Source organism: Arthrobacter globiformis (assembly GCF_030818015.1).
In the GTDB taxonomy this organism is placed as follows: Bacteria; Actinomycetota; Actinomycetes; order Actinomycetales; family Micrococcaceae; genus Arthrobacter; species Arthrobacter globiformis_C.
Window position 1 is genome coordinate 188,474 of record NZ_JAUSZX010000001.1, and the last position, 26,215, is coordinate 214,688.

Here is a 26,215-nt window from a genome sequence, read left to right on the forward strand (position 1 = left end):
GTTAGTTAATCCCTTTCCTTAGCCCCGGCCAGCGCCGGAGTAGGGCAGCAGAGCAACTTCGCGGGCGTTCTTGATTGCCTGGGCGATCTTGCGCTGCTCCTGCACCGTGACGCCAGTGACGCGACGGGCGCGGATCTTTCCGCGGTCGGAGATGAACTTGCGCAGCAATGCTACGTCCTTGTAGTCGATGACAGTGATGTCAGCGGCCTTCAAGGGGTTGGACTTTGGTTTGGGCTTACGGAGTTCAGCCTTAGCCATCGTGGAGCTCCTATTCTAGGGAGCCCGTGAATCGTGATCCACGGGATGGTGGTGGTCCGACCGCGGCATGCACAAAACGTCCCATCTGGAACGCTGTGGCGGAAGCTGCGCCGGACCTTTGTTTTGTTGTTTAGAAGGGAGGTTCGGAATCCGGGCCGTTGCCCCAGCCGCCGCCCGCATTGCTGACCCCGGGCGTGGCCCATGGGTCATCCTGCCCTGCTGCGGGCTGGTTGCCGCCCCAGCTTCCTCCGGTGTTGCCGCCCTGGTTTCCACCCTGGCCGCCACCGAATCCACCGCCACCGAAACCGCCGCTGTTGCCGCCGCCGAAACCGCCCTGGCCGCCGGAGCGCTGGGTGCGGTTGACCTTGGCATTGGCATAACGCAAGCTCGGGCCGATTTCGTCGACTTCGAGCTCGATAACGGTGCGCTTCTCGCCTTCTTTTGTTTCGTAGGAACGGCTCTTCAGGCGGCCGGAAACAATCACGCGGGTGCCCTTGGTGAGGGACTCGGCGACGTTCTCTGCTGCCTCGCGCCAGACCGAAGCACGCAGGAACAAGGTTTCCCCGTCCTTCCACTCATTGGACTGGCGGTCGAAGGTGCGAGGCGTGGACGCGATGGTGAAGTTCGCTACTGCCGAACCTGACGGTGTGAACCTCAGTTCGGGGTCATTGGTGAGATTACCAATGACCGTAATAGTGGTTTCGCCTGCCATCTACTGCCTCCTTGTTCGTTCCTGCGGGGTAAAGAATGAAAGTTCGTAGCTGAAATTACTCAGCAACAACCTTCTGCTCTTCGGGGCGGATGATCTTGGTGCGCATGATGGTCTCGTTGAGACCCAGCTGGCGGTCAAGTTCCTTGGCGGTAGCCGGCGTCGCGGTGAAGTTCACCACGGCGTAGATACCTTCGGACTTCTTCTTGATGTCGTAAGCCAGACGGCGACGGCCCCAGATGTCAACCTTCTCGATGGTTCCACCATCGTTGGTGATGACGTTCAGGAACTTCTGAAGCGACGGCTCTACGGTACGCTCTTCGACCTCGGGGTCGATGATTACCATCAATTCGTAAGGACGCATATGTGAACCCACCTCCTTTGGGCTAAGCGGTTACGGTATTTCCGTAACAGGAGGTTCATTTGCGATGCCGTGCACGCCCGCATCCAAAAACGGACCAGGGCGCAGCACAGACTTCACTATCCTAGTGCATCGGGGAGGATTTCCGCGATTCGGACAGCTCCAAGGCTACTGTCCCCGACAGTGGGCCGGAAGTGGCGGGCAGGCTATGTGGAAAACCCCGGCGTCAGAAGCGGGAAAGACTCACCAGCACCTTGCCCGACTCGACTGACACGTTGCCCCTGACGTAGAACTGCACCTGGTCCGTCTCCTTCTCCCACTCCGGGTTCGCCTTGCTGAAGGAGGCACTCCGCTCGTAGCTCACCGTGGCCTCGCCGGCTTTGCCTCCGCTGAGCCGCCAAGTGCCATCAAACGACCGGGTAAGCCCGTAGTCGGGATCGGCGGTGACCGACCACTTCACGTTCCGGACATCGCCGAAGGCAAACCATGAGAACGGGCATCCCTCCGGTTCAAGGTCAGTGGATTTTTCGCAGCCGGCAAGGGCGGCGGCCACCTGCCGGGACGTTTCCGCCACGAGCGCGTCCGAGGCCTTCACCGTAAGCCTGGCCGTCTCGGGTGCCTGCGGCAGCGCCCCGCCCGAGACCATCACCTGCTGGTCCTCGGCCGAGAGGTACTTCTCGGTGTCGGGAAGACCTACCGAGTAGGATCCGGGAAACGCCGGGAGACTGATGTTTGTCCCAAAAGCAGTGGCCTCATTCTGACCCGCGGTGACAGTTACTCCGTTCACCGCGACGGCAGCCAGGGGAGCATCGGCGGACACGGTGACGTGCTGCAGAGGGAACGCCTCAAGCTTCCAGTGGTCGTCCAAAAGCTCGGGCTGGTTCTTGACGAGGGCGAACGTCTGCTCGTACTTGCGCCCGCCCTGCCTCAGTTCGGCACGGACCTGCGCCGACTCACCGGAAATCTTGGTGGAAATAATCGAGAAGCCGTCGATGCGGTTGGCTGCGGCGCCGAGGACCTCATTCGTCAGGAGGGTCCGTTCCTCGTGGGGCACGTCAGGATCCAGAATTTCCAGGGCTCTGCGCGCATCGCCGTCAACGAGTGCCTGGGCGTAGTCCTTCACCGGCTGGTCCGGGCCTGGTTTGACCGCATTGACCGTCACCACCGAGCCGATGGCCAGCACCAGGACCACGCCGACGACGGCGGCTGACACCAGCAGGCGCTTCCTGCCCTTGGCCGTAAGCAGCCGTTCAGCAGGGGCGGTTGCCGGAGGACCGGCTACACCCGGCTGGCTTTCCCCGGACGGCTGATTCGCGACCCCGCCGCCTGCTGCCGGGCCGGGATGGGTGGTTCCGGGATAGGCGGTTCCCGGACAGCCTTGGAGCCTGGCGGGGAGGACACGGAGCAGCCGCTGCAGCCGGGCCGGCACCACCGGCACCAGGTAGGGCGCCAGGAAACGTGCCGCAACTTCGACCAGCAGCCCCCAGCCGAGGAAGACGGCTGGCGACCACCACGCCGGCGCCAGGACATATTGCCCGGCCGCGAGTCCCGGTGCATCAAAGTCAGCGCGGACGGTCAGGAGAGGCAGCAGAAGCAGTCCCAGAAGGAGGAACCCGGCAGGCACGGGTATCCATGACCGGAGGTCAGCGTTTGGAACCGGTCCCCTGCGCAGCAGAACGCAAAGGCCGGAAATGACCGTGCAGACCAATGCCAGTGCCAGCGCCGCCCACGCAGCGCCCGCGGCGCCCGTGCCTGCTGCGTCAGCACCGAAGCCGTAAATGGTCTGGTCCTCGTTCCGGCTCTGCTGTGCCGCGAAAATCTGCGTCGTTTCTGACAGCACGTGGAGGCCTCCGAGGTGGCCGGCTACAAGGCCATAACCCGCCGCGTTGCCGATTAGCAGCGGACCGGACAGCAGGGCCGCCCAGCCGGCGGAGACGGCGGCTGTTATCCATGCCGCGGGGACGGCGATGACCGAAAAAACTGCCACGTGTATAGCGACGACGGCCAGCGGCAGGTTCAGTTGTCCGCGAAGGAGTGCCGCACCGTTCGCCGCACGCCGCGAATATGTAGCGTTCCGGGACAGCGCAGACAGGCCGGCAGCAAGAAGGAAGGCAACAAAAACAGGCCATCCGCCGGCTGCTGAAATGGGATCGATGCTGAATCCGTCCCCGGCAGGGAAACGGACGGCAGCGGCCGCGGCCACACCGTTGACCAGCAGCGCGAAAACCGCGCCGCTGACTGCGGACTGAAGCAGGAGCTGCGGACGGCCAGCGGACGGAAACCGCCGTTCCGCCAGGCGGCTGGCCAGATAGATGCCCACAGCACTGACCAGCAGCACCGCCAACGGGACTGCGTAGACGTGGCCCTCACCCCGGACGGACCCAAGAAACGGCACCACACCTGCCACGGCGGTACCCGCACTGCCCAAATGCGCCATGGCCACCAGCTGGGCGGTTAGCTGGCCCAGCTGGGACCAGGCGTCGGGTGCCTGCTCCGCGGCAATTGCTCCGCCCAGTGCCGGGATCGGGTTGCCTTGGCTGGCGGCAATGCCTGCGAGTGACAGGACCACGGTTGCGAGGCTGAACATGTACACCGCGACGTAGGAGGCAGCCGCAGCGGCAGCGCCGGTCCAAAGCAGGCGGAAATCGAAGAATGAATTGCCCGGTTGTGGGCCCGGAGGTGTTCCAGGTTGATGCGCCGGAAGATCGGGCACGGCAGGCGCGGAAACAGGTGGTTGTTGCGACATTTTCCCCAGATTTCTGTCGGACTCTCACTGATGCTGTGAATCTAAGGGGAATCCGGCGCCGGCGCCAGTCATATGGCCTCGGGCTGTGGACAAATTCCGGCGCTGAATACTGGAGCTATGACGATTCTGAAATCCGTGCTCCTTTTCACCCTTGCTGCCGTGGCGGAGATCGGCGGAGCCTGGCTGATCTGGCAGGCCGTGCGGGAGGACAAGGCGTGGTGGTGGGCCGGACTCGGAATTGTGGCGCTGGGGCTCTACGGCTTTGTCGCCGCCTTCCAGCCGGATGCCCATTTCGGCCGGGTCCTGGCGGCGTACGGCGGGGTCTTCATCGCCGGCTCGCTGGTGTGGGGCATGCTTCTGGACGGTTTCCGGCCCGACCGCTGGGACATCATCGGTGCCGCCGTCTGCCTCGTTGGCGTCGCCGTCATCATGTTCGCCCCCAGACACGGCTGACGCCCAAATAAAGACCATCCGCCCGGTCAGGCCGTAAACGGCCAACCGGGCGGATGGTTCCAGAAAGGGGAAAGACGGGTGCAGAGGCGTGATTACGACGCCGGGCCGGACCCCACGCCTGCGTCCGCGGTTTCGGCGGACGTTTCGGCGGCGGCCGCCACCTCAGCCCGGCCCGGACCGCCCTTGCGGTAGCGCCACACACCGATGCCGACCACCACGGCGGCCAGTGCCACGGAGAGCAGGAGCGACTCGCGGGTGGAATCCAGGATCACCATGCCGATGATGAGCGCCACGATGCTGCCGATTGCCAGCCAGGTGAGGTAGGGGAAGAACCACATCTTCAGCGTCAGGTCCTTCGCTGCGGCCCCCATCCGGCGGCGCAGCACCAGCTGGGACGATGCAATGACCAGCCAGACAAACAGTGCGATGGCACCGGAGGTGTTCACGAGGAACAGGAAGACCGTGTCCGGGGCGATGTAGTTCAGTCCCACCGTGATGAAGCCAACCACGGTGGAGGCCAACACTGCTGCGGCGGGCACGCCGCGCTTGGAGATGCGGGTCCAGGACTTCGGGGCATCGCCGCGCTGCGAAAGCGAGAACAGCATGCGGCTGGCCGTGTAGAGGCCGGAGTTCAGGCAGGACAGCACCGAGGTCAGCACCACGACGTCCATGATGGTGCCCGCGCCGGGGATGCCGAACAGCTCGATGACCGCGACATAAGGGCTCTTGGCCACGTTGGCGGAGTTCCAGGGGAGCAGCGTAACCACAATCGCGATGGAGCCGATGTAGAAGACGAGGATGCGCCAGACGGTGGACTTTACGGCCTTCTTGACCGCTTCAACCGGGTTTTCGGATTCACCGGCTGCGATGGTGGCGATCTCTGCGCCGAAGAACGCGAAGACCACCACGAGGATTCCGGCCAGGACGGCTCCCGGGCCGTTGGGGAGGAAGCCGCCGTTGCCGGTCAGGTTGCTCAGGCCCGGCGCCGGAACGCCCGGAACCAGGCCGAGGATCGCCGCCACGCCGAAAAGGAGGAACAGGATGATGGCCGTGACCTTGATGGAGGCGAACCAGAACTCGAACTCCCCATAGGACTTCACCGAGCCCAGGTTGGTCAGCGTGAGCAGGATCATGAGCGCCAGAGCCCAGACCCACTGGTCGATGCCGGGCACCCACCGGTGCATGATCGCCGCACCGGCTGTGGCTTCGATGCCCAGCACGATGATCCAGAACCACGCGTAGAGCCAGCCGATGCTGAAGCCCGCCCAGCGGCCCAGCGCCTTGTCTGCGTAGGTGGAGAAGGAACCGGTTTCGGGGTTCGCGGCCGCCATCTCGCCAAGCATCCGCATGACGAGGATGACCACGATGCCTGCGGCCATATAGGCCAGCAGGATGCCGGGACCGGCCTGCTGGATGGCCGCGCCGGAGCCGACAAACAGGCCGGCGCCGATGACGCCCGCAATGGCGATCATCGACAGGTGCCGGGGTTTTAGGGATTTCGACAGTTGTTGGTCAGCGTGCATGGCTGCGCCATCCTCGTTTTGATTGCAGGTTTTGGGCAGTGGCCGGGCGGCGAAGTCTGTGCCGGGGACCACACTGTGCGTTTCACAATAAGGGAGCCGGAGGCAGGTCCGGGCTGTGCAAAGACACAGTTTACGGCAATCAAAAACAGGCACATTTCCAGCCAAGCACGCCGCCAAGCAACAAAGGTTGCCCATAAGGCACTTTTGTAACCGCGTGGAAATCTGTCACCTGCGCACTAGGCGTGCGCTGCGGCTCCAAAGAACAGCTCAGTCACCCGGGCAAGGCGGTGCGGATCCTCCACGCCGCAGAGCTCCCTGGCCGAGTGCATGGACAGCAGGGGAACACCCACGTCCACGGTCCTGATGCCCAGCCGGGTGGCCGTCAGCGGGCCGATCGTGGAACCGCACGGCATCACGTTGTTGGAGACAAACTCCTGGAAGGGGACCCCGGCCTCGCCGCACAGCCGCGCCCAGAGTGCAGCCCCGGCGGCGTCGGTGGCGTACCGCTGGTTGGCGTTGATCTTTAGCAGCGGCCCGCCGTTGAGGACGGGACGGTTGACGGGGTCGTGCCGTTCGGCATAGTTGGGGTGGACGGCGTGGCCGGCGTCGGCAGAAACACAGAACGACGCCGCGAACGCCTGCCGCCGCTGGCTCACCGACGCGCCCAGCCCGTCCGAGATCCGGACCAGAATGTCTTCCAGGACCGGCCCGCACGCACCGGACCGGGACGCGGAGCCGATTTCCTCGTGGTCGAAGGCGGCGAGCACCGCAATCGGTGCGGTTCCCCCGGGAGCGTCCGGGCCGCCGTCGGAAGCGTCAGCGTGCGCGATGAGCGCCGTGATCCCGGCGTGCGTGGCGGACAGGTTGTCCAGCCGCCCGGAGGCGAAGAACTCACTTCTGACCCCGAAAACCGCGGGCGGCTGCGTGTCCGCGATGACGACGTCATAGCCGCCGATCTGGGCCGGGTCAACAGGCGTGCCCTCGCCGTACACCCGTTCGGCCAGCACCGCCAGCAGGTCCTCCCCGCCAGGATCGCCGAGCCCGAACACAGGGTTCATGTGCTGCTGTTTGTCGAGGGTCAGGCCCTCGTTCACGGCCCGGTCCAGGTGGATGGCCAGCTGCGGAAAGCGCAGCAGCGGACCGGTGGCGGTCAGGTGCTGGGTGCCGTCGAGCATCACCAGGCGCCCGGCCAGCTGCAGTTCCCGGTCCAGCCACGAGTTCAGCAGCGGACCGCCGTACACCTCCACGCCGGCCTGGAGCCACCCGAACCGCCCCGTGGTCGGCTTGGGCTTGAGCTTGAACGACGGCGAATCCGTGTGGGCGCCCAGGATGTTGAAGCCGGTGGTGGGCCCGGCACCTTCGGGCGTGACCCAAGCAATGAGCGCACCGTCCCGAACGACGTAGAACTTGCCTGCCGTGGCGTCCCAGGGCTGCAGCTCGTCCAGGCCGGTGAAGCCGGCCTCCGCCAGGCGCCGGGCGCCCTCGTGGGCGGCGTGAAAGCTCGACGGCGAGGCGCTGACGTAGTCGCCCAGGTCCCGGATGTGCTCGGCGGGGGAGGAATGGAGAGGCATGGCTCCGAGTCTAGCGTTGGCCTAGATGGTGACGTTGAGCCCTGCCGTGTAGCCGCCGGAGACAGAACCCGTCATGGTGGCCAGCTGGTAGATGCCACCGTCCTCGCCGAACACGTTGTCCGACTGCAGCGTGGTGTTGGGGAAATTCCGGGCGCTGGTTTCGTAGCCCGTGGAGGCGTAGACCTCCCGGCAGGCGGCGTTCGTCAGGGCTATCTGCGAGACCGCAAGGACCTGCCCTGCCGCCGTGGCGTTGTTCATGGACTCGAACACTTCGAAGTGGATGTGCGGCCAGCGGCCATTGTAGGCGCCGGGGTAGATGGTCTTGAAGCTGACCTGGCCGTTGGCGTCCGCCTCCTGCACGCCGCGCAGGAAGTTCTCCTTCTCCAGCCCCGAATCGTAGAGCGAGTAGCGCCCCTCCTTGTCGCAGTGCCAGGCGTAGACGGCCGCGCCGGCCAGCGGGACGCAGCCGTTGGCGTTGTCGAGCAGGGTAAGCGTGACGGTTAGCGGCACACCGTCCGCTTTCGTGGTGGACGTGCCGAAGCTTGAGATGATGTCCTGCCGGACCACCCCGGAGGCTTCCAGGACGTTCGGTCCGTTGGAGCCGTCGCCAGGGTACGGCCCGGCCGTCTCCTGCGGTATCTCCACGCGGCAATCGGCGATGGCACGGGTCACGGTGGGGGAAGCGGAAGCCGAGGCGGTTGTGGAAGCTGCCGGCGCCGTCGTTGCTGTGGTGGCGGTGGCCGTTGGGCTGGGGGAAGCCGACGACGGCGATCCCGACGGTGATCCTGACGAACCGCCGGGCGTGCAGGCCGCTAGCGCGGCCGCCGTGCCGGCGCCGAAGAACATTCCCAGTGAGCGTCGGGACATCAGCGTGGAGAGATCGAACTCGAGCCCGCGGTCATGGTTGGGATTCGGCTGGTGCTGGAGCTGCTGTCCAACGGGCGTGCGGGGTGCAGTTGTCATGGCACCATCCAACTCCAGCCTGCTATGGCCTGCATAGGGCCCGGCTGTGTGGGAGCTGTGGAGCCTGTTTCAGTAACTTGCCAGCTCAGTAGTCCGGGTTGCTCGGGGTCACCAGACCGGTTTCGTAGGCGTACACCACGGCCTGGACGCGGTCACGGAGGTGCAGCTTGGTCAGGATCCGCCGCACATGGGTCTTCACGGTGGCCTCCGACAGGAAATAGCGGTGCGCGATCTCCGCATTGGACAGCCCCTCGGACATCGCTTCCAGCATCTCGGTTTCCCGGGGAGTGAGGTCCGCCAGCAGCGGGTCGCGGGGGGCAGGTGCCGCGGCCGCCGGGGACGCCATGCCCGGACCATCCCACGCGGGAGCGGGTCCGGCACCGCGGACGTACGTCTCAAGAAGCCGCTGGGTCACGCGGGGCGCCACCACGGCGTCCCCGCTGGCCACCACCCGGACGGCCTGGACTAGCTCGGCGGGTGCCACATCCTTCAGCAGGAAGGCGGAGGCCCCGGCCTGGAGCCCGGCGAAGGCGTACTCATCCAGGTCGAAGGTGGTCAGGATGATGATCCTGGCGCGCGAACCGGAGCCGGTGATGGCCCGGGTAGCCTCGATCCCGTCGAGCGTAGGCATCCGGACGTCCATGAGCACGACGTCGGGATCGAGGTGGCCCACCTGGCGGACGGCGTCGGCCCCGTCGGAGGCCTCGCCCACCACCTCGAGGCCGTCCTCACCCTCCAGAATGAGCCGGAAACCCATCCGCAGCAGCGGCTGGTCATCCGCCAGCAGGACCCGGAGGCGTCCGGACTCGTTCATTTGTTCCCCCATTTGCCGTTCTCCAAGTTGCCGTCCCGCATCCTGCCGGTCAGCGTGCTGCCGTCCCGCATCCTGCCGGTCAGCGGCTGCCGTCCCGCATCCTGCCGGTCAGCGGCTGCCGTCCCGCATCTTGCCGTTCAGTGCCAGGACCGCCCGGACACGCCAGCCGCCGGCAGCAGGGCCTGCCTCCACCGTACCGCCGTAGATTCCAGCCCGTTCCTTCATCCCGATCAGGCCCTGTCCTGTCCCGCCGGAAGTGACGGCATCAACGGTGCCCCGGCCGTCGTCGAGCACTTCAATGGTGACGGTGGAATCGTCGCGCACCACCAACACGTCCACCCGGCTCAGTGCGCGGCCGTAGCGCAGCACGTTGGTCAGTGATTCCTGCACGATTCGGTACACGGTCAGCTGGAGGGCCACGTCCTCCGGCAGCGCCGGACCCATGTGCGAGTAATGGACCGGAAGGCCGGCAGTCCGGAACCCGTCCAGCAGCTTCCCGAGGCTGGCGCCATCCGCGAGCGGCTCACGGGGCGCCTGGCCGGCGGACGCGTCATCCCGCAGGACCCCGAGTACCCGGCGCATGTCCGCGAGGGCGGCGCGGCCGGTCCTGGACAGTTCTGCCAGGACCTCTGCGGCGCGTTCCGGATCCCTGCGGACCACGACGGCGGCCCCGTCGGACAGGGCGACCATCACGGTCAGCGAGTGGGCAACGACGTCGTGCATCTCCCGGGCAATCCTGTTGCGTTCATTGACGGAACCCAGGCGGGCGGCCTGCGCGGCCCACGCTGCAATTTCCTGCTCGTGCTCACGCCGCTGGCGGACAGAAATGCCGATTCCGGTGGCGATGATATTGGAAAACGCGATGCTGGTGCCCGCGGCGATGCTGGTCACCAGGTGGAACTCCTCGGGCGAGGCAGCACGGGTTGGCAGTTCCCGGTCCAGCGGCCCCACCGGGGCCAGGAAGTACAGCAATGCCAGCGGCGCGGTGGCCACAGCCATCGTGAGCAGGGTAAAGCGGCGCGTGTGCACTACGGCCACGGCGTAAAGCGAAAACCACAGCCCTGCCGACACATTGGAGCCCCACGGGTGGAGCAGGGTCACGCCAACTTCGGCCAGCGCAACGAACACCACCACGGCCACCGGGCGCCGGCGCCGCAGGAGCAGGGACAGCGCGACGGCGGCGAGCAGCCCGACAGCGGCCCACCTGCCCGCATTCGCGGCGTCGATCACGGTGGGCACCACCAGCACCGCATAGCAGGCGACGACCACGGCATCCATGACCCGCGGACGCCGGTGCAGGTAGCGCCGGAGCAGGCCCCGCCGTCGGGCCGCAAGCTCGGCGAAAGACGCGTCGGCCGGTGTGGCTGGCGTGTCCTTCACGGAAGCAGCATCAATCATGGGCAGGAACTGGGTGCTGCTAGACGTCCCGTTTCTTCAGCAGGACCATGGCCAGCACCACCGGCACAACCACCCAGGCGCCGAGTACGAGGGCCGCCTGCCAGACTTCGAGTGTGTCCGGGACGTGCTCCACGGCGGTCAGCGGGTTGATCGTGTTCCCGGGGAGGTACTTTCGGGCCTCCTCGAAGAAGTCGCCCGGAATGAGCTGGAACGCGATCGGTGCCACGAAGAACAGGCCAACGAGGGCCATAATGCCGCCGGCTGAATTCCGCAGCAGCGTGCCGAATGCCATGCCGATTGCGGCCACCGCTGCCACGTACGCGCTGGTGACGAGGAGCAGCTTGACCGACTGCGAGCTGGCGAGGTCGAGCTTGAGATTGAAGTTGTCCAGGATCGGCACCGCAACCAGGCCGGCGATGTAGGTGGACACTGCCGTCAGGACGAAGGCGCTGAGGATGACCACCACGAGCTTGGCAATGAATGCGGGGAGCCGCTTGGGCACGGCCGCGAACGTCGAGCGGGCCATGCCGCTGGTGAACTCCGAACTCATGAGCAGGACGCCCAATGAGCCCAGAATCAGCTGTGCAAAGGCGACGCCCGAGGTGGGGACCGTGACGGCGAGGTCGCCGCCCTGTGCCGCGATGGCCGCAGCCGCCTCGGGATCGGAGCTGGCCTGGTCCGCGAACTGGCCTGTTCCCCAGGCGGATAGGGCGCCGAAGCCAACCATGACGACGGCCGTCGAAACAAGCAGGATCAGCGTGGACAGGAGCGTGCGGAACTTGATGAATTCCGAGTTCAGCACCCGGAAGAAGCTTGGACCGGGCCCCGGGCTTGCTGCGTTGCGGGTGGCAGCGCGGCCGGGACCCGCGGCAGGCTGGGTTGAAGTCGATGTGCTCATGGCGTCAGTTGCCTCCGGACTGGGCGGGAACCGGGGCTCCCGTGGTGATCAGCGAGTGGTATTCGACCTCGTCCTTGGTCAGCTCCATGTAGGCCTCTTCGAGGCTCGCCTGGAGCGGTGTGAGTTCGTAGATCAGAACCTGGTTGTCCAGGGCGCTGCGGGCGATCTGTCGGGGGTCCAGGCCCGCGACCTCAAGGAGTTCGTGGTCCTGCAGCTCCACCGAGACACCTGTTCCGGCGAGAACGTGCATGAGCCGGTCGGGTTGGTCGGAGCGGACCCGGGTCCGGCTCTGGCCCTTGCCCGTGATGATGTCCTTGATGGGTGCGTCGGCGATGATCTTTCCGCGGCCGATCACGATCAGGTGGTCGGCGGTCAAGGCCATCTCGCTCATGAGGTGGCTGGAGAGGAACACCGTGCGCCCCTCGGAGGCCAGGTACTTCACGAGGTTTCGCACCCAGACCACGCCTTCCGGATCGAGTCCGTTGACGGGTTCGTCCAGGATGATGGTCTGCGGATCGCCGAGGAGCGCGGCGGCGATGCCCAGCCGCTGCCCCATGCCCAGGGAGAACCCCTTGACCTTTTTCCGGGCCACATCCGCGAGGCCTGTCATGTCGATGACCTCGTGCACCCGCTTCCGCGGGATGCTGTGCGTGGCGGCCATGGCCAGCAGGTGGTTGTACGCGGAGCGGCTCGTGTGGACGGCCTTGGCGTCCAGCAGCGCCCCGATTTCGCGCAGCGGTGCCGTGTGCCGGGCGAACGGGACGCCGTTCACGGTGACCGTTCCCGCCGTCGGGGTGTCCAGGCCCATGATCATGCGCATGGTGGTCGACTTGCCGGCCCCGTTGGGTCCCAGGAAGCCGGTGACCTGGCCGGCTTGGACGGTGAAACTGACGCCGCCGACGGCGGTTTTGTCGCCGTAGACCTTTGTCAGGCCTTCTGCCTCAATCATGGAAGCTTTCCTTTGCGTAGCTACGGGCGTGCTGTCTGGTGTGCACGTCCCACGCTACCGACGCCGACTGCCGAATTCGCCGGTCTCAGGGATGATTCAGGGGCCACTCAGGGTAACGCGTGTCATCCGGTGGGATGAGCGGCGCGGGTCGGCGGCCCAGGCTCAGCTGCCGTCCGCCGGTGAGTAGTAGCGCAGGGCGGCGCGCTTCAGGGTGAACTCGACGGCCCGGACGCCGGGCATGGTTTCGCCGTCCACCGCCAGCACCATGGGCCCGGTACCGCATTCCACGCGGACACGGGTGGCTTCGGTGAGGTGGGTGATCCTGGACGTCGCCACCGTACCGGTCAGCACGGACCAGAGCATGCGCAGCCGGGCGAACGACTCGTCGGCAGTCATCATCCTGACGTCCAGCACACCGTCATCCAGCACCGGCCGGAAGAGCGGGGCGTGGTCCCGGGGGTAGTAGCGGCCGCGGCCCAGATACATGATCCACAGCCTGTGCCGGACGCCATTGACGATCAGCGTAATCGGCTTCTCCACGGCGAAGGTCCGGAACATCGCCACGACGCCGGCAAGCGGCTTGCCCAGCGCGGGCTGCAGATGTTCGCGGCGCCGCACCAGGTTCGGGTACAGCCCGATGCTCGCGGTGTTGAGCATGATCAGCTCCACCTTTTCGGGATCGTCCGCGAGGCCGCGTTCAACAGTCACGGCGCCCACGTCTGCCAGCGCCGCTTCGCCGCGTTCCGCTGCGGCCACCGCCTCCATCAGGGAGGGCGTTCCGGCATCGCGGGCGAAGTGGTTGAGGGTTCCGCCGGCCAGCACCAGCAAGGGAAGATCATGTGCGACGGCGGCAGCCGCGGCAGTGCCCACCGTGCCGTCCCCGCCCCACACGCCGAGAGCGACGATGCCCGGCAGAGTGGCTGCCTCCTCCATCCTCCGGGCCACATCGTCCTCGGGGGCAATGAGGGTTATATGAGCGTGCGGGAATACTTCCTTCAGGGCGGCAGCGGTTTCCTCGCTAAAGGAGCCGCCCAGCGTGTTCACTGCGATGCTCAGGCCCTCGCCCTGCGGCAGCGGGGCCGCCTCCACCCGTCGCCTGGAGGTGGCAGGCATGGGCGGGCGGACAGGCCACCACTTCCTCGTCACGAGGGCTGCACCGGCCCCGATCGCGGAACCGAACAGCACATCCGAGGGCCAGTGGGCGCCTGTATGCACTCTGGAGTATGCGACGCCCGCTGCCACGGGAGCTATGACGGCTCCAAGCACGGGCTGCACCAGTCCCGTGCCGAGGGCGAACGCCACCGCGGAGGCGGAGTGGCCCGAGGGCATGGACGAGCTGGTGGGTTGCGGATGGACGAATCGGAACACCGGCAAGTGCTCTGGCAGGGGCCGGGCGCGGGGCAGCACGGCCTTGAAAACGAGGTTGGTCACGGCTGACGCCACACCCTGGGCCAGCAGCCCGTGGACCGCCGCGCGCCTGGTGCGTCCGGGGATGGCGGCAGCCACGGCAGCCACGCCAAACCAAAGCTTTCCCTTGTTGGCCGAGGCCGAAAGGCGCCTGAAGAAGGTGTCATGGTGCCCGCCCGGAAAGCCGGAGACGGCCCGCATCAGCGTGCGGTCGAGGGCGGCAACCCAGCCGGGGCCGCGGCGCAGCATTCGTCGCATTTCCCCACCCTACCGCCCGGTACAGGGGTGTGTTCCCGCTACGGCTGATTTCTGTCCCCGGCGGGTTATTCCCTGACTGGAAGAGGCTTGGCGGCGCCGGCGAGCAGCAGGGCGACCAGGATGGGCACACCGATGGCCAGCAGTGCCAGGTGGATTCCCGTCAGGTCCCCCAGATAGCCAAGCAGCGGGGGACCGGCCAGGAAGGCGACGTAGCCGATGGTGGAAACCACCGACACCCTCGCCGCCGCGTGCCGCGGATCGTCCGCGGCGGCCGACATTCCCATGGGAAACGCCAGGGCCGCCCCCACTCCCCACAGCGCTGCGCCAACAGCAGCCAGCCAGAGGTTTCCGGCGAAGACGAACAGGGCCAGGCCCAGGGCAGCAGCAGCCATGCTTCCACGGAGCACTGCCACCCGGCCGTACTTGTCGATGACCGGGCCGCCGAAGAACCGCATGGCGGTCATGGCCAGCACAAAGAGGGCGAAGAGCAGGGCACCGGTGGCCTCGGAAGTTCCCAGTCCGTCCACTGACGCCTTGGCGATCCAGTCGTTGCCTGCACCCTCTGTCAGCGTGGCCCCAAGGACCACGACGCCGATCAGCAGGGTGCGGCCGTCCCGCCATGCCGATGGTCCGCGGGCCATCTTGGCTTCACCATCGCCGGGCTGTTCGGGTGCGGTGTGGGGGAGGAAATACCGGGGGACCACGAACGTCAGCACGGCCACCGAGGCGGCGATGACCAGCAGGTGCTGCGGCAGGCCAACGCCCAACCCGGACAGGCCTGCCCCGATCAGCGCGCCCACGAAGGCGCCGCCGCTGAAGGCCGCATGGAACTTGGGCATCACGGTCTTCCGGAGCCGGTGCTCGACGTCCGCCCCCTCAACATTCTGGGATACGTCCCAGAGACCCACGCCCATGCCAAAGAAGAAAAGCGAGGCAGCCGTGGCGGGCACTGATTCAGCCAATAGCGACGCCGAGATGCCCGCACTCGCCAGCGCGGCGAGGAGGCCGCCCGCCCGCACGCTGTTGGCGGTGCCGATCCGGGTGATGACGTGGCCGGCGGTGGGAAGCGCGATCAGCGATCCGACGGCGGTGCACAGCAGCAGGGTGCCCATCTGCCCGGACGAGATTCCCAGGATCTCCGTAACAGCCGGAATGCGGGCCGCCCAGCTCGCAAAGACCAGGCCGTTGGCGCCGAAAATGATGAACGTGGCCAAGGCGGCGGCGGAGACCTGCCGGCCGGCAAGCTGCTGGGTTGAGGTCATTCGACAACTCTAGTCAGTCAGGGTGCCAGCCGCTGGTTGTGCCTGCCGAAACCCTCAGCGGGCGCGTTCCACCCGCTTCTCGTCCCAGACCGGCTCGGCGGACTCGTACACCCTTCCGTCGGAGCCGAAGACCAGGAAGCGGTCAAAGGTCCGGGCGAACCAGCGGTCGTGCGTGACGGCAAGGACGGTGCCCTCGAAGTGGTCGATGGCCCGCTCCAAGGCCTCGGCCGAGTGCAGGTCGAGGTTGTCGGTGGGCTCGTCCAGCAGCAGCAGTGTGGCGCCGGACAGCTGCAGCAGCAGGATCTGGAACCGTGCCTGCTGTCCGCCGGACAGCGACTCGTACTTCTGTTCCGACTGTCCCGCCAGCCCGTAGCCGTCGAGTGCACCCGCAGCGGCCTCGCGCCCCAGGCCGGAACGGTGCTCGTCGCCGCGGTGCAGGATGTCCAGCAGGGTGCGGTTCATCAGGTCGGGCCGGACGTGGGTCTGCGCAAAGAACCCGGGGCGGATACGGGCGCCAAGTTTCACGGTGCCCTCGTGGGGCACTTCGGCGATTTCGACGTCCGACACCGGAAGGTGTTCCCGCTCCGGATCAGTGCCCCCGGTGGCGAGCAGCCGCAGGAAGTGCGACTTGCCGGATCCATTGGAGCCCAGCACGCCCACCCGGTCCCCGAACCAGATCTCCGTGGAGAAGGCCTTCATCAGGCCGGTCAACTCCAGCTTTTCGGCCACGATGGCGCGCTTGGCGGTGCGCCCGCCCTTGAGCCGCATCTGCACGTTCTGCTCGATCGGCAGCGCTTCGGGCGGGCCGACCTCGAGGAACTTCGCCAGCCGGGTCTGGGCTGCGTGGTAGCGGTTGGCCATGTCCGAGCGGAAGGCAGCCTTGTTCTTGTACATGTTGACCAGTTCCTTCAGCTTCGCGTGCTCCTCGTCCCAGCGCTTGCGAAGCTCCTCGAAGCGCGCGTTCCGGTCCGCCCGCGCCTCCACGTAGGATCCGAAGCCGCCGCCGTGGATCCAGGCGCCGGCCCCGTTGATGCCCGGTTCAAGAGTGACGATGCGGCCGGCGGCGTTGTTCAGCAGCTCTCGGTCGTGGCTGATGAAGAAGACTGTTTTCTTCGAATCATTGAGCTTGTCCTCGAGCCAGCGCTTGCCCGGGACATCGAGGTAGTTGTCCGGTTCGTCGAGGAGCAGCAGTTCGTCGGGACCGGCAAAGAGGGCCTCCAGCACCAGCCGCTTCTGCTCGCCGCCGGACAGCGTGGACGCGCGGCGGTGCTGGGCGCGGTCAAAGGGCAGTCCCAGCGCGGCCATGCAGACCTCGTCCCAGACGGTCTCGACGTCGTACCCGCCGGCGTCTCCCCAGTCGACGATTGCCTGGGCGTACCGCATCTGGCTGGGCTCGTCGTCGTGCTCCAACATGGCCAGCTCAGCCTCATCCACGGCGCGGGCGGCGTCGGCCAGCGCCGGGGGTGCGGCGGACACCAGGAGGTCGCGGACGGTGGAGTCGTCGCGGACCTGCCCCACGAACTGCCGCATGATACCCATGTTGCCGGAGCGGCCGATCACGCCTTCGTCCGGGGTGAGGTCTCCGGCGATGATCCGGAACAGGGTGGTCTTGCCCGTTCCGTTGGGTCCGATGAGCGCCGTCTTGGTGCCGTCAGGGACCTTGAAGGTCACCCCATTAAGAAGCTGGGTGCCGTCGGAGAGGAAGTAGTCGATGCCGGAAACGTCAATATGGGCCACCGGGCAATTCTCCCACGCCCCGCACGCCGCATTTTTTGTACAGATATCGTGCACAAATGGAGTTGCGACGAGAGGACAAAAACTCCGGGGTGGGGGTGGGAGTGCGCGGGCGTTAGCCGGCGGCGGTCAGGAACTTCTTCAGGAGCGGGCCGGAGGTGGTGGCGCCGAGCCCACCGTCCTCGACGAACACGGCTACGGCCAGGTCCCCATGCACGGCAATGATCCATGCGTGGGTCTTGGGCGGGTTGGCGTTGCCGAACTCGGCGGTTCCGGTCTTGGCACCAACTGGTTCGCCGGGGACGTCGGCCAGGAATCCGGCGTGGCCGGAGGTCACCACCGCACGCATCATGTCCGCGAGGGCCGCCGCTTCGGCCTTGGTCACTGGTGTCTGGGCGGTTTTCGCGGGGGCCTCAGCTGTGACGGTCGAGGCCGGGGCGGAACCTTCCGTTGTCGGCGCCGGGCTGGCCGACGACGATACTGCCGGAGCGGTCTCCTCCACCAGGACCGGGGACACGGGTGAGCCCTTTGCCACCGAGCCCGCCATAACGGCTGCCGACAGCGGTGACATCAGCACCCGGCCCTGGCCGATCATGGCTGCCGCGTGTTCGGTGCCCTCGGCCTCACTGGGAACGGAGCCCAGGAATGCCTCGGCTCCCAGCTTCGGGGCCTCTACGGCTACCCCGAGGGAGGTGGCGGCCGACTCCAGCTGGGCCTGGGTGACCTTGTCCCGGGCGGCAATGAAGGCGGTGTTGCAGGAGTGGGCGAAGGCGTCACGCAGGGTCACGGATCCGAGGGAGTCCTTGGGATAGCCCTCGGCGTTCTTGAATTTCCTGCCGTCGACGGTGAGCGTGGGCGTGCATTCGACGGTGGAATCGGGGGTGAATCCGTTACGCATCATGGCGAGGGAATCCACCACCTTGAAGGTAGATCCCGGCGCGTACTGGCCTAGCATCGCGGTGTTGTAGCCGTTGCTTCCGGGTCCCGACGCGGCGGCGAGCACCGCTCCCGTGGACGGCCGGAGTGCCACGATGGCTGACGCCGGCTTGATGTCGGCAAGGGTGTCCTCGGCAAGCTGCTGCAGCTTCGTGTCGAGGGTGGTCCGCAGCGGCGTGCCGGGAACAGCCTGCACCTCAAAGACGGTGCGCCGCGGGTCGGTGGCTGCGGCCTGGATCTCTTCCCGGGTCAGATCGGCGCGCTGCACGCGGACTACGGTGCCGTCGGTTCCGCGGAGCTGGGCGTCGTACCGCTGCTGAAGTCCGCCGGTGCCGATGACGTCGCCGGCGGTCAGGGTACCGTTGGACTTTTCAATCTGCTCCGCGCTGGCTTCGCCAACGGTGCCAAGGACAGCCCTGGCGAAGTTCCGCGTCGGTGCCAGCGGCAGTTCGTCCGGGATGGCCCTGCCACCCGGGATGGCCTCGATCTCGGCGTCGGTCACGGCACGGTCGCTGGTGTTACGCAGGGTGATGGCGGGAACGAATGCCTCAGCCCCGGACGCCTGCACCTGCTGCACGTAGGCCGCGGGATCCACGCCCACGAGCTTGGCGAGCCTGGTGGCGGAATCTGCGGCATCGGCACCGCCCAGCTGCGGCTTGTCGATGCCCACCTTGACCACCGGGCGCAACGTCACGAGTTTCTGGTTGCCGGCACCGAGAATGTCGGCTCGCGGGGACGACTGCGTGGCCTTGCTGAGGATCTCCCCTTCGCCCAGGTTCGGGACCAGTAGCCCGGGCGACCACACGGTAAGCCACTTGTCGCCGGATTTCCGCAGGTCGGCCGAGACCGTGTACTTCCACTCGCCGGTGGAAATCTTCCAGCTGTAGTTCAGCGGGATCCGGGCGGTGTCGCCGTCGAGCGTCAGCTCGCCCGCTTCGACGGAAGGCTTGGCCGGCGCCAGCGCCTTGAAGACCTGGTTGAGCTGGTCGTTGGCCACTGTCGAATCGCGCCCGTCGAAGGCCACCGGGCGGAGGTCCAGGCCGGCGACGGCGGAGGCCAGTTGCTTCGCTGCCGCTTCCGCGCCGCCGCGGCCGTCGTCGCAGCCCACCAGTGAGCCGCTGAGTATGAGACCGACAAGGACAAGTGAAAGTTTTTTAGTGTTCCCCACCGCGTTATTATCCCCCGGCGGCCGCCCGGCGCCAGCCACGCCACAACCCACCCCCGCTCCGGCACGACAAGCAGGCACTTGGCGCCCAGTGCGCCCGCGGTCAGCGGGCTCAATTGTCCGTCCGCTGTTACGGAAGAAACGCGGGCTAAAGGCCTAGTACAGGGACGTCCAACCCAAATATGTCTTTGAGCGCATATTTGGCCGTATGGAACCCGGACATGCCGGTGACGCCGGGTCCGGGCGGTGTCGAGGAGGAGCACAGGTATACGCCGCGTGCAGGAGTGCGCCATGGAACGGGCGAGACGACCGGCCGCTGGATCAGGCCCCGGGCGTCCAGGAGTCCGGCGCTGAAGTCGCCGCCGACATAGTTTTCGTTGTAGGAGGCCAGCTCTGCCGCGGTTGTGACCCTATGCCGCAGCACGAGGTCACGGAACCCGGGGGCGAAGCGCTCCAGCTGGTCCATGACGGCCTGGCCCATGTCAACCGTGGACCCCGCAGGCACATGGCAGTAGGTCCAGAGGATGTGCCTGCCCTCCGGTGCGCGGCCGGGATCAACCACGGACGGCTGCGAAACCAGGACGTAGGGCCGCTCCGGGTGCCGGCCCCGGGACACGGCGTTCTCCGCCTCCGTCATCTCCTCCCGTGTGCCGCCGACGTGCACTGTTCCGGCCCCTGCCAGTCCTGCAGCGGTCCACGGCACGGGACCGGACAGGATGAAGTCCACCTTGCATGCGCCGTTGCCAAACCGGAAGGACTCCAGCGCGCGGCGGTAGGAGGCGGGCAGGCGGTCACCGGCGATGCGTGAGAGGGCGGGAGGCGCCACATCCAGCAGCACTGCCTTCGCCGGCTCAAGCTCGGCCAGCGACGTGACTCGGAACCCTGTCTGCAGCACGCCGCCATGGGCTTCGATGTCCTTGGTCAATGCTTCGGCGATCGCGGACGATCCGCCCACCGGGATGGGCCAGCCCCCGCTATGCGCCAAAGCGTTAAGGAGTAGGCCGGCGCCGGCCGCCGACAGCGATGGCAGCCGGGCCACGGCGTGGGCTGCCACACCGCTGACAAGGGCGGGTGCCAGGTCCTGCCGGAAGCGCAGGTTCCAGATCGGCGATCCCTGTTCGAAGGTCCGCAGTCCCAGAACGGCGGCGGCCAGCGGGTCGGCGGGAAAGCGCAGCAGCTGGTCGGACGTGATTTGCACAATGCCGTCAATGTGCCGGAGCAACGGAGCGAGGAGCCGGCGGTAGGCCCGGCCGTCCCGGCCCAGCTCGTCGGCGGTCCGGTCGAGCGACCGGTACGCCAGGGCCGACCGGCCACCATCCAACGGGGAGCCGAACTGCACTGGCGGCAGCTGCAGGTCCACCCGCCGCGATAGTTCGAACGCCCGGAAAAAGGGCGAGGCCAGCGCCATGGGGTGCACAGCCGAGCAGATGTCGTGCCAGTGCCCTTCCTCGATGACCTGGGACGTCCGGGATCCTCCGCCGAGCTGGTCCGCGGCCTCGTACACGTGCACCTTGAGCCCCGCTCGTGCCATGACGACGGCGGCGGCGAGTCCGTTAGGGCCGGAACCAACGACGGCGACGTCAGGCATCGCGGGCGACCGTTCGCCACGGGAGCAGGGAAGCAGAGGGGCGGAGCAGATCGATCCGCAGCCTGTCCCGGGCCTTGTCGAAGGGGCCGCCGTGGGGGTCGTCCATGGCGTGCCGCCGGATGGGATCGTAGCGGGAGTCCCAGACGTCCCAGGCGACCCGCAGCATGAGATATGCAGTCGCAAGCATGTGGGCGGCGACGGCCAGGACGTAGTACGGCATGTCGATGTTGTGCTGTGAGACGCCGCCGCTGGTCACTTGGCCAAGATACATCCAGATTGCTGCCCAGTGCAGCCCCTCGATGCCCTGCCAGATCAGGAAATCACGCCACGTCGGCCGGGCGAGGGCCAGCAGCGGCACGAGCCACAGGACAAACTGGGGCGAGTAGACCTTGTTGGTGAGGATGAAGGCCGCCACAATCAGGAAGGTCAGCTGCGCAATCCGCGGCCGCTGCGGGACTGACAGGGCAAGGACCGCAATGAGGACGCACGCAAGCAGGAACACATTCAGGGCGAGCGTGTTGATGGCCTCCGGAGTGAGAAGCGTCCAGTGCACCCGCCCGGCAACCAGGTTGTAAGCAAACCAGGGCGAGCTGTAACCGGCGGGGCGGTCCTGCGTGAATTCGAAGAAGTACTTCCAGCCGGCCGGGTCCCGCGCGGCAATGGGCAGGTTGACGGCGAGCCAGGCTGCGGCGGCAGATGCTGCCGGGACTACGAAAGCACGGATCTTCCCGGTGCGCAGGGCCAGCAGGAAGATGGCGCCAAAGACCAGGACGGGGTAGAGCTTGGTGGCAGTCCCCAGGCCGATCATGACGCCGGCCAGGACCAGCCGCTCCCGGGACAGGAAATACATGCCAAGGGCCAGCATGGCCACGGCCCACATGTCCCAGTTGATCACTCCGGCGAGGACGATGCCGGGCGCCAGGGCCACCATGGCTGCGTCCCAGGGCCGCCGCCCGGTCATGCGGGCCGTGGCCAGCACGGTGACGATCCAGACGGCGACGATCAGGGTCGCGTTGACGTCGAAGTAGCCGAGGATCCGGGCGTCCGTGACTCCCTCGCCGGGCACCAGGCGGGCCGTGATACCCGCAATCAGGCCCATCAGAACCGGGTACTCGAAGAGGGCACCCGGGGTGAAGAACGGGAAGGCCCCGTCGCCCAGGCCCCGGTTGCGGAACAACTCAGGGAAATCCGAATAGCAGGTTGCGTAGAACTGCGACGGCGTCTCCCAGCCGTTCACCCGGCAGTAGTCCTTGATGGCGATGGCAGCGAGGGCAGCGAGCACGGTCAGGATGATCAGCACGCGTTCCACTGTGAAGAAGCCGGGCGCGACCACCCCCGGCGCAGACCGGTGGCCCAGGGGCCCGCCGATGAGCTCGGTGAAGTTCCGCAGGAGCCGGTCGCTGCGGCTCGGCACCACCAGGCGGGCGAGCTTCCGATCGGGCGGCGGCTGTGTCTCCTGCATGGTCTCGAGCTTACCGGTGGGTCCCCGCTTAAAAGGGCGGGAGCTTAAAAGGCGAGAGCCCGCGCGTAGCCGCGCGGGCTCCCTGCGGAGATGGCTGACCGATGTGGCCCATCAGATCCTCCTGATTGGTTCGAAGGGGTTGGATCCAAACCGCGAAGGGCCGGTGGTCAGCGCAGGCTGCTCATCTGCTGATGCATGAGCGTGTAGACGTCCTCCCGTTTCCGGTCCAGCAGCCGGCCATCGAACTGTGGCTGGGCCGATGCGGAATCGGGGCCGGAAGGGCCGGCATCACCGCTGGAATCGCGGCCGGAAAGGATCTCTTGGAGTTTGCGGAGCATAGTTTGTCACCCCCTTTCAGGAAATGAGGAAAATAATCCGGGCATGGCAATTGGAGCCATTCGGGCATGCAAAGAAATGGCCATAAAAAGGCAAAGAAATGCCCGGTAAGGAAAAGGAATCCGCAAAAGCGGCAATTGGCCCAAGAATCGGCAGCGCGGCAACCCCAACAAGAAGCAGGGTTCCGAATTATGGGGAGCTGCGCAACCGCGGGGTACCGCTACATCAGACCGCCGAAGTCAGAGTTTCTGAAAAGGTGGCAGAATCATCTGCCGATGTCCGGCCTGCTCTCCTGTTAAGTGGGAGAGCGGCTGAAGGGTCAGAATTAGGCTCGGGCGAGTCCGTGAAGAGGGCGCGGATCAGCAACGAAGGCCGGAAACGCGGTGATGGTCATCTTCCATCCGCTAGTCAAAGTAATCATTTTCCCAACCTCCTTTTCTGCTATGCCGTTGCTGGCTGACTGGCCGGACAACGTGCGCCATGACCCTGGCAGGTCGCTCTGGGGTCAGAAATAAAAGTACACCAAGAATGATGGGGTTGACTACTTATTTCCAAGAAATTCTGAAAATAAATCCACAAGGTGCTTTTTACAGACCCCAGCGGACAATGGCAGGCGTCCTTTTGTCCCAGCCCAGGGTGCAGACTTTGGCTGTTCCCAGGATGAAGTGCCGGCCCTCTTCAGGTTCGAGTTCGAGCCAGCGAGCGGTAAGGATGCGGGAAAAGTGGCCGTGGGCCACGATCAGGACGTTGTCCAGCCCGGACTCCAGGACCCGGGCCACGATCTTGTCTGCCCGGGCGGCCACATCATGGAGCTTCTCGCCGTTGGGGACGCCGTGCGTCCAGATGAGGTAATCAGGGTTGTCCTTGCGGATCAGGTCGGAGCTGATGCCCTCGTAGTCGCCGTAGTCCCATTCAACGGCCAGCGGTTCGTGGACGGCATCGGGGAAACCGGCGAGTTCCGCGGTCCGCCGCGCTCGGCGCAGCGGAGAGGTCAGGACCAGGTCGAAATCGACGGTGTCCAGGATCCTGCGCGCCTCGACGGCCTGCTGCTCGCCCTCCACCGTCAGGGGAAGATCCGTCAGTCCGGTGTACTGGCCGCTCTTGGACCATTCGGTTTCGCCGTGCCGCAGGATCCAGAGCTGGGGGCGGGCGATGTTGGCGGCGTTCACTTGGACTCCTCGGTTAGGGAAGATTCGACGTCGGCGGGAGAAGCGTGAGAGTCGGGAGAAGGAGCAACTGACTCGGGCTGCTCAGCCCACCACGCCCGCAGCCGGGACTCGGCGTCAGCAGGATCGAGCGGGCCGTTGTCCATCCGTTCCTCCAGGAGGAACTTGTACGCCCTGCCCACGACGGGTCCGGGTTTCAGGTCCAGCAGGGCCATGATCTCGGCGCCGTTGAGGTCCGGCCGGACCGCGTCCAAGGATTCCTGTTCACGGAGGGCCGCAATCCGGGCTTCGAGGTCGTCGTAGGCGAAGGACAGCCGGTCGGCCTTGCGCTGGTTGCGTGTGGTGACGTCGGAGCGGGTCAGGCGGTGCAGGCGTTCCAGCAGGGGACCGGCGTCGGTGACGTAACGGCGCACTGCGGAATCGGTCCAGCCGGCGTCTCCGTAGCCGTAGAAGCGCATGTGCAGTTCCACGAGTCGGGCCACGGCCTTGATGGTGTCATTATCGAAGCGCAGGTTCTTCATCCGCTTCGTCGTCAGTTTGGCCCCCACCATGTCGTGGTGGCGGAAGCTGACCGCACCGCCCGGTTCGAACCGGCGCGTAGCCGGCTTCCCGACGTCGTGCATCAGCGCCGCAAACCGCAGGACAAAGTCCGGACCGGGGACGGCGCCGTCGGAATCCGTCTCCAGGGCGGCCGCCTGTTCGAGGACCTGGAGGGAGTGCTGGTAGACGTCCTTGTGGCGGTGGTGCTCGTCAGATTCCAGCCTGAGCGCGGACACCTCGGGCAGCACGAACTCGGCAAGGCCGGTGTCCACCAGCAGGTCGATGCCCACGCGGGGATACCGCCCGCAGACGAGTTTGACCAACTCATCACGGACGCGTTCAGCCGAGATGATGCTGATGCGCCCGGCCATCCGGGTCATGGCAACTCGGACGTCGTCCCGCACAGCCACCCCCAGCTGGGATGCAAACCTCGCTGCCCGCATCATCCGCAGGGGATCGTCGGAAAAAGATGCCTCGGGAGCGCCCGGGGTGGCCAGCACGGAGGCGTGCAGGTCGCGGACTCCGCCGAAAGGATCCACCAGTTCCATCGAGGGCAGCCGCAGGGCCATGGCGTTGATGGTGAAGTCGCGGCGCAGCAGGTCGTCCGTGAGGGAGGAACCGAAGGCCACCACGGGCTTCCGGGACTCGGGGTCGTAGGCTTCGGCCCGGTAGGTAGTGATTTCGATCTGGAAGCCGGCCTTGCGCATGCCGATCGTTCCGAAAGCACGGCCGATCTCCCAGAAGTTGTCCGCCCACTTCTTGATCAGCGCCACGGTCTGGTCCGGCGTCGCGTCCGTCGTGAAATCGAGGTCGGGGGAGGTGCGGCCCAGGAAGAGGTCCCGGACCGGGCCGCCGACGAGCGACAGCTCATGACCGGCATCCACGAACCGTTGACCAAGCTCCAGGACCACCGGGTCCACCTGGAAGTCAACGGTGTGAAGATCAGTCTTTTGATGTGCGTGCGCCATAGTTACTTAAGCTTGTCAGAAAACCAAGCCCCACCGCACCAAATCCCGTCATTGTCCGACGGCGCCGGCGAAGCCCGTCACATGGAGTCCACCTGCTGGCCATGTCCCGGTCATCACCGCGGGGCAAGAGTCGTTAGAGTGGACTGCATGGCCCATCCAGTACCGAGCGCTCCCGGCAGGAGGACGAACCCACCGTTGCCATCGGCAATCGGTGCCCACGTCGCGCCTGCACCGCACTCGGCCCCGGCCTCGCTCCCCACCGTTGAGGAGGTCTCCGCCGGGGGCGTCGTGGTGGACACGTCCGACGACGAACTGAGGGTTGCGATTATTGCCCGCCTTAACAGGGGCGGCCGGCTGGAGTGGTGCCTGCCCAAAGGGCATCCGGAGGGCCGGGAGAACAATGAGGAAGCCGCGGTCCGTGAGATTGCCGAGGAAACCGGCATCGACGGTGACATTCTGGCCCCGCTGGGCAGCATCGATTACTGGTTCACTGTCAGCGGGCACCGCGTCCACAAGACAGTCCACCACTACCTGCTGCGAGCCACCGGGGGTGAACTCACCATCGAAAACGATCCTGACAAGGAAGCGGTTGATGTTGCCTGGGTTCCCATCCACGAGCTTGCCCGCAAGCTTTCGTTCCCCAATGAACGCCGCATCGCCGACCTGGCACGCGAAGTCCTTCCCGAGCACCTCTGACCGTCCGGCAATGCCCGCCGGATGCCCTTTGCGTGCCGCAAAATCAGCGTCCGG

The 26,215-nt window shown here is 66.3% G+C and carries 22 protein-coding genes; 2 read left to right on the top strand and 20 right to left on the bottom strand.

Annotation, left to right across the window (positions count from 1 at the left end; genetic code table 11):
• Positions 1-18 precede the first annotated feature (18 nt).
• The 4 genes from rpsR to QFZ23_RS00935 form a co-directional block, all read right to left on the bottom strand.
• Positions 19-258: a 30S ribosomal protein S18 gene (rpsR, locus tag QFZ23_RS00920; protein WP_003800144.1), complete on the bottom strand. Its 240-nt coding sequence runs from the start codon at positions 256-258 to the stop codon at positions 19-21.
• 130 nt (positions 259-388) lie between these two features.
• A complete protein-coding gene (locus tag QFZ23_RS00925) occupies positions 389-970 on the bottom strand; it encodes a single-stranded DNA-binding protein (protein WP_306920093.1) in 582 nt (193 codons plus the stop codon).
• A 55-nt stretch (positions 971-1,025) separates the two neighbouring features.
• Complete coding sequence (gene rpsF, locus QFZ23_RS00930; protein ID WP_003800148.1) at positions 1,026-1,331, bottom strand: 30S ribosomal protein S6; 306 nt, start codon at positions 1,329-1,331, stop codon at positions 1,026-1,028.
• A gap of 223 nt (positions 1,332-1,554) precedes the next feature.
• Positions 1,555-4,074 (bottom strand): hypothetical protein, encoded by a 2,520-nt coding sequence (locus QFZ23_RS00935; protein ID WP_306920094.1) that lies wholly within the window; start codon positions 4,072-4,074, stop codon positions 1,555-1,557.
• A gap of 117 nt (positions 4,075-4,191) precedes the next feature.
• Here QFZ23_RS00935 and QFZ23_RS00940 point away from each other — a divergent pair, with 117 nt between their 5' ends.
• Positions 4,192-4,527, top strand: a complete 336-nt coding sequence (locus tag QFZ23_RS00940; RefSeq protein ID WP_306920095.1) for a YnfA family protein — start codon at positions 4,192-4,194, stop codon at positions 4,525-4,527.
• 92 nt (positions 4,528-4,619) lie between these two features.
• On the opposite strand, the gene QFZ23_RS00945 is transcribed toward QFZ23_RS00940, so the two are convergent.
• The 16 genes from QFZ23_RS00945 to QFZ23_RS01020 form a co-directional block, all read right to left on the bottom strand.
• Positions 4,620-6,050 (bottom strand): amino acid permease, encoded by a 1,431-nt coding sequence (locus QFZ23_RS00945; RefSeq protein ID WP_306920096.1) that lies wholly within the window; start codon positions 6,048-6,050, stop codon positions 4,620-4,622.
• 236 nt (positions 6,051-6,286) lie between these two features.
• On the bottom strand, positions 6,287-7,621 hold the full coding sequence (locus QFZ23_RS00950; RefSeq protein WP_306920097.1) for a M18 family aminopeptidase: 1,335 nt from the start codon (positions 7,619-7,621) through the stop codon (positions 6,287-6,289).
• Between the two features lie 21 nt (positions 7,622-7,642).
• Positions 7,643-8,584 carry an intradiol ring-cleavage dioxygenase gene (locus QFZ23_RS00955; protein WP_306920098.1) on the bottom strand — a complete coding sequence of 314 codons (942 nt, stop codon included), beginning with the start codon at positions 8,582-8,584 and terminating at the stop codon, positions 7,643-7,645.
• An 85-nt stretch (positions 8,585-8,669) separates the two neighbouring features.
• Positions 8,670-9,398: a response regulator gene (locus QFZ23_RS00960; RefSeq protein WP_306920099.1), complete on the bottom strand. Its 729-nt coding sequence runs from the start codon at positions 9,396-9,398 to the stop codon at positions 8,670-8,672.
• 108 nt (positions 9,399-9,506) lie between these two features.
• Positions 9,507-10,796 (bottom strand): sensor histidine kinase, encoded by a 1,290-nt coding sequence (locus QFZ23_RS00965; RefSeq protein ID WP_306920100.1) that lies wholly within the window; start codon positions 10,794-10,796, stop codon positions 9,507-9,509.
• Positions 10,797-10,815: 19 nt separating this feature from the next.
• Positions 10,816-11,694 carry an ABC transporter permease gene (locus QFZ23_RS00970; protein WP_306920101.1) on the bottom strand — a complete coding sequence of 293 codons (879 nt, stop codon included), beginning with the start codon at positions 11,692-11,694 and terminating at the stop codon, positions 10,816-10,818.
• Positions 11,695-11,698: 4 nt separating this feature from the next.
• Positions 11,699-12,643 carry an ABC transporter ATP-binding protein gene (locus tag QFZ23_RS00975; RefSeq protein WP_306920102.1) on the bottom strand — a complete coding sequence of 315 codons (945 nt, stop codon included), beginning with the start codon at positions 12,641-12,643 and terminating at the stop codon, positions 11,699-11,701.
• A gap of 162 nt (positions 12,644-12,805) precedes the next feature.
• Positions 12,806-14,308, bottom strand: coding sequence for a bifunctional phosphatase PAP2/diacylglycerol kinase family protein (locus QFZ23_RS00980; protein WP_306920103.1), 1,503 nt, complete (start codon positions 14,306-14,308; stop codon positions 12,806-12,808).
• A 65-nt stretch (positions 14,309-14,373) separates the two neighbouring features.
• On the bottom strand, positions 14,374-15,570 hold the full coding sequence (locus QFZ23_RS00985) for an MFS transporter (RefSeq protein WP_306920104.1): 1,197 nt from the start codon (positions 15,568-15,570) through the stop codon (positions 14,374-14,376).
• Between the two features lie 54 nt (positions 15,571-15,624).
• Complete coding sequence (locus QFZ23_RS00990; protein ID WP_306920105.1) at positions 15,625-17,307, bottom strand: ABC-F family ATP-binding cassette domain-containing protein; 1,683 nt, start codon at positions 17,305-17,307, stop codon at positions 15,625-15,627.
• Positions 17,308-17,419: 112 nt separating this feature from the next.
• The gene (locus tag QFZ23_RS00995) at positions 17,420-19,408 is read right to left on the bottom strand and encodes a penicillin-binding transpeptidase domain-containing protein (RefSeq protein WP_306920106.1); all 1,989 of its coding nucleotides are present in this window, start codon (positions 19,406-19,408) and stop codon (positions 17,420-17,422) included.
• A gap of 145 nt (positions 19,409-19,553) precedes the next feature.
• The gene (locus QFZ23_RS01000; protein ID WP_306920107.1) at positions 19,554-20,993 is read right to left on the bottom strand and encodes a phytoene desaturase family protein; all 1,440 of its coding nucleotides are present in this window, start codon (positions 20,991-20,993) and stop codon (positions 19,554-19,556) included.
• Entirely contained in the window at positions 20,986-22,455 is a 1,470-nt protein-coding gene (locus QFZ23_RS01005) for a glycosyltransferase family 87 protein (protein ID WP_306920108.1), read from the bottom strand. The genes QFZ23_RS01000 and QFZ23_RS01005 overlap by 8 nt, the downstream gene beginning before the upstream one ends.
• A 167-nt stretch (positions 22,456-22,622) precedes the next feature.
• A complete protein-coding gene (locus QFZ23_RS01010; protein WP_306920109.1) occupies positions 22,623-22,793 on the bottom strand; it encodes a hypothetical protein in 171 nt (56 codons plus the stop codon).
• Between the two features lie 585 nt (positions 22,794-23,378).
• The gene (locus QFZ23_RS01015) at positions 23,379-23,960 is read right to left on the bottom strand and encodes a histidine phosphatase family protein (protein ID WP_306920110.1); all 582 of its coding nucleotides are present in this window, start codon (positions 23,958-23,960) and stop codon (positions 23,379-23,381) included.
• The gene (locus QFZ23_RS01020; protein ID WP_306920111.1) at positions 23,957-25,465 is read right to left on the bottom strand and encodes a CCA tRNA nucleotidyltransferase; all 1,509 of its coding nucleotides are present in this window, start codon (positions 25,463-25,465) and stop codon (positions 23,957-23,959) included. Before QFZ23_RS01020 ends, QFZ23_RS01015 begins: the two co-directional genes overlap by 4 nt.
• Positions 25,466-25,660: 195 nt before the next feature.
• Between QFZ23_RS01020 and QFZ23_RS01025 the strand changes: the two genes are divergently transcribed.
• Positions 25,661-26,161, top strand: a complete 501-nt coding sequence (locus tag QFZ23_RS01025) for an NUDIX hydrolase (RefSeq protein ID WP_003800186.1) — start codon at positions 25,661-25,663, stop codon at positions 26,159-26,161.
• Positions 26,162-26,215 lie beyond the last annotated feature (54 nt).

Bases quoted from the DNA above. Each gene is read 5' to 3' on its own strand.
- rpsR (WP_003800144.1), bottom strand. From the start codon at position 258: ATGGCTAAGGCTGAACTCCGTAAGCCCAAACCAAAGTCCAACCCCTTG.
- QFZ23_RS00925 (WP_306920093.1), bottom strand. From the start codon at position 970: ATGGCAGGCGAAACCACTATTACGGTCATTGGTAATCTCACCAATGAC.
- rpsF (WP_003800148.1), bottom strand. From the start codon at position 1,331: ATGCGTCCTTACGAATTGATGGTAATCATCGACCCCGAGGTCGAAGAG.
- QFZ23_RS00935 (WP_306920094.1), bottom strand. From the start codon at position 4,074: ATGTCGCAACAACCACCTGTTTCCGCGCCTGCCGTGCCCGATCTTCCG.
- QFZ23_RS00940 (WP_306920095.1), top strand. From the start codon at position 4,192: ATGACGATTCTGAAATCCGTGCTCCTTTTCACCCTTGCTGCCGTGGCG.
- QFZ23_RS00945 (WP_306920096.1), bottom strand. From the start codon at position 6,050: ATGCACGCTGACCAACAACTGTCGAAATCCCTAAAACCCCGGCACCTG.
- QFZ23_RS00950 (WP_306920097.1), bottom strand. From the start codon at position 7,621: ATGCCTCTCCATTCCTCCCCCGCCGAGCACATCCGGGACCTGGGCGAC.
- QFZ23_RS00955 (WP_306920098.1), bottom strand. From the start codon at position 8,584: ATGACAACTGCACCCCGCACGCCCGTTGGACAGCAGCTCCAGCACCAG.
- QFZ23_RS00960 (WP_306920099.1), bottom strand. From the start codon at position 9,398: ATGAACGAGTCCGGACGCCTCCGGGTCCTGCTGGCGGATGACCAGCCG.
- QFZ23_RS00965 (WP_306920100.1), bottom strand. From the start codon at position 10,796: ATGATTGATGCTGCTTCCGTGAAGGACACGCCAGCCACACCGGCCGAC.
- QFZ23_RS00970 (WP_306920101.1), bottom strand. From the start codon at position 11,694: ATGAGCACATCGACTTCAACCCAGCCTGCCGCGGGTCCCGGCCGCGCT.
- QFZ23_RS00975 (WP_306920102.1), bottom strand. From the start codon at position 12,643: ATGATTGAGGCAGAAGGCCTGACAAAGGTCTACGGCGACAAAACCGCC.
- QFZ23_RS00980 (WP_306920103.1), bottom strand. From the start codon at position 14,308: ATGCGACGAATGCTGCGCCGCGGCCCCGGCTGGGTTGCCGCCCTCGAC.
- QFZ23_RS00985 (WP_306920104.1), bottom strand. From the start codon at position 15,570: ATGACCTCAACCCAGCAGCTTGCCGGCCGGCAGGTCTCCGCCGCCGCC.
- QFZ23_RS01000 (WP_306920107.1), bottom strand. From the start codon at position 20,993: ATGCCTGACGTCGCCGTCGTTGGTTCCGGCCCTAACGGACTCGCCGCC.
- QFZ23_RS01005 (WP_306920108.1), bottom strand. From the start codon at position 22,455: ATGCAGGAGACACAGCCGCCGCCCGATCGGAAGCTCGCCCGCCTGGTG.
- QFZ23_RS01010 (WP_306920109.1), bottom strand. From the start codon at position 22,793: ATGCTCCGCAAACTCCAAGAGATCCTTTCCGGCCGCGATTCCAGCGGT.
- QFZ23_RS01020 (WP_306920111.1), bottom strand. From the start codon at position 25,465: ATGGCGCACGCACATCAAAAGACTGATCTTCACACCGTTGACTTCCAG.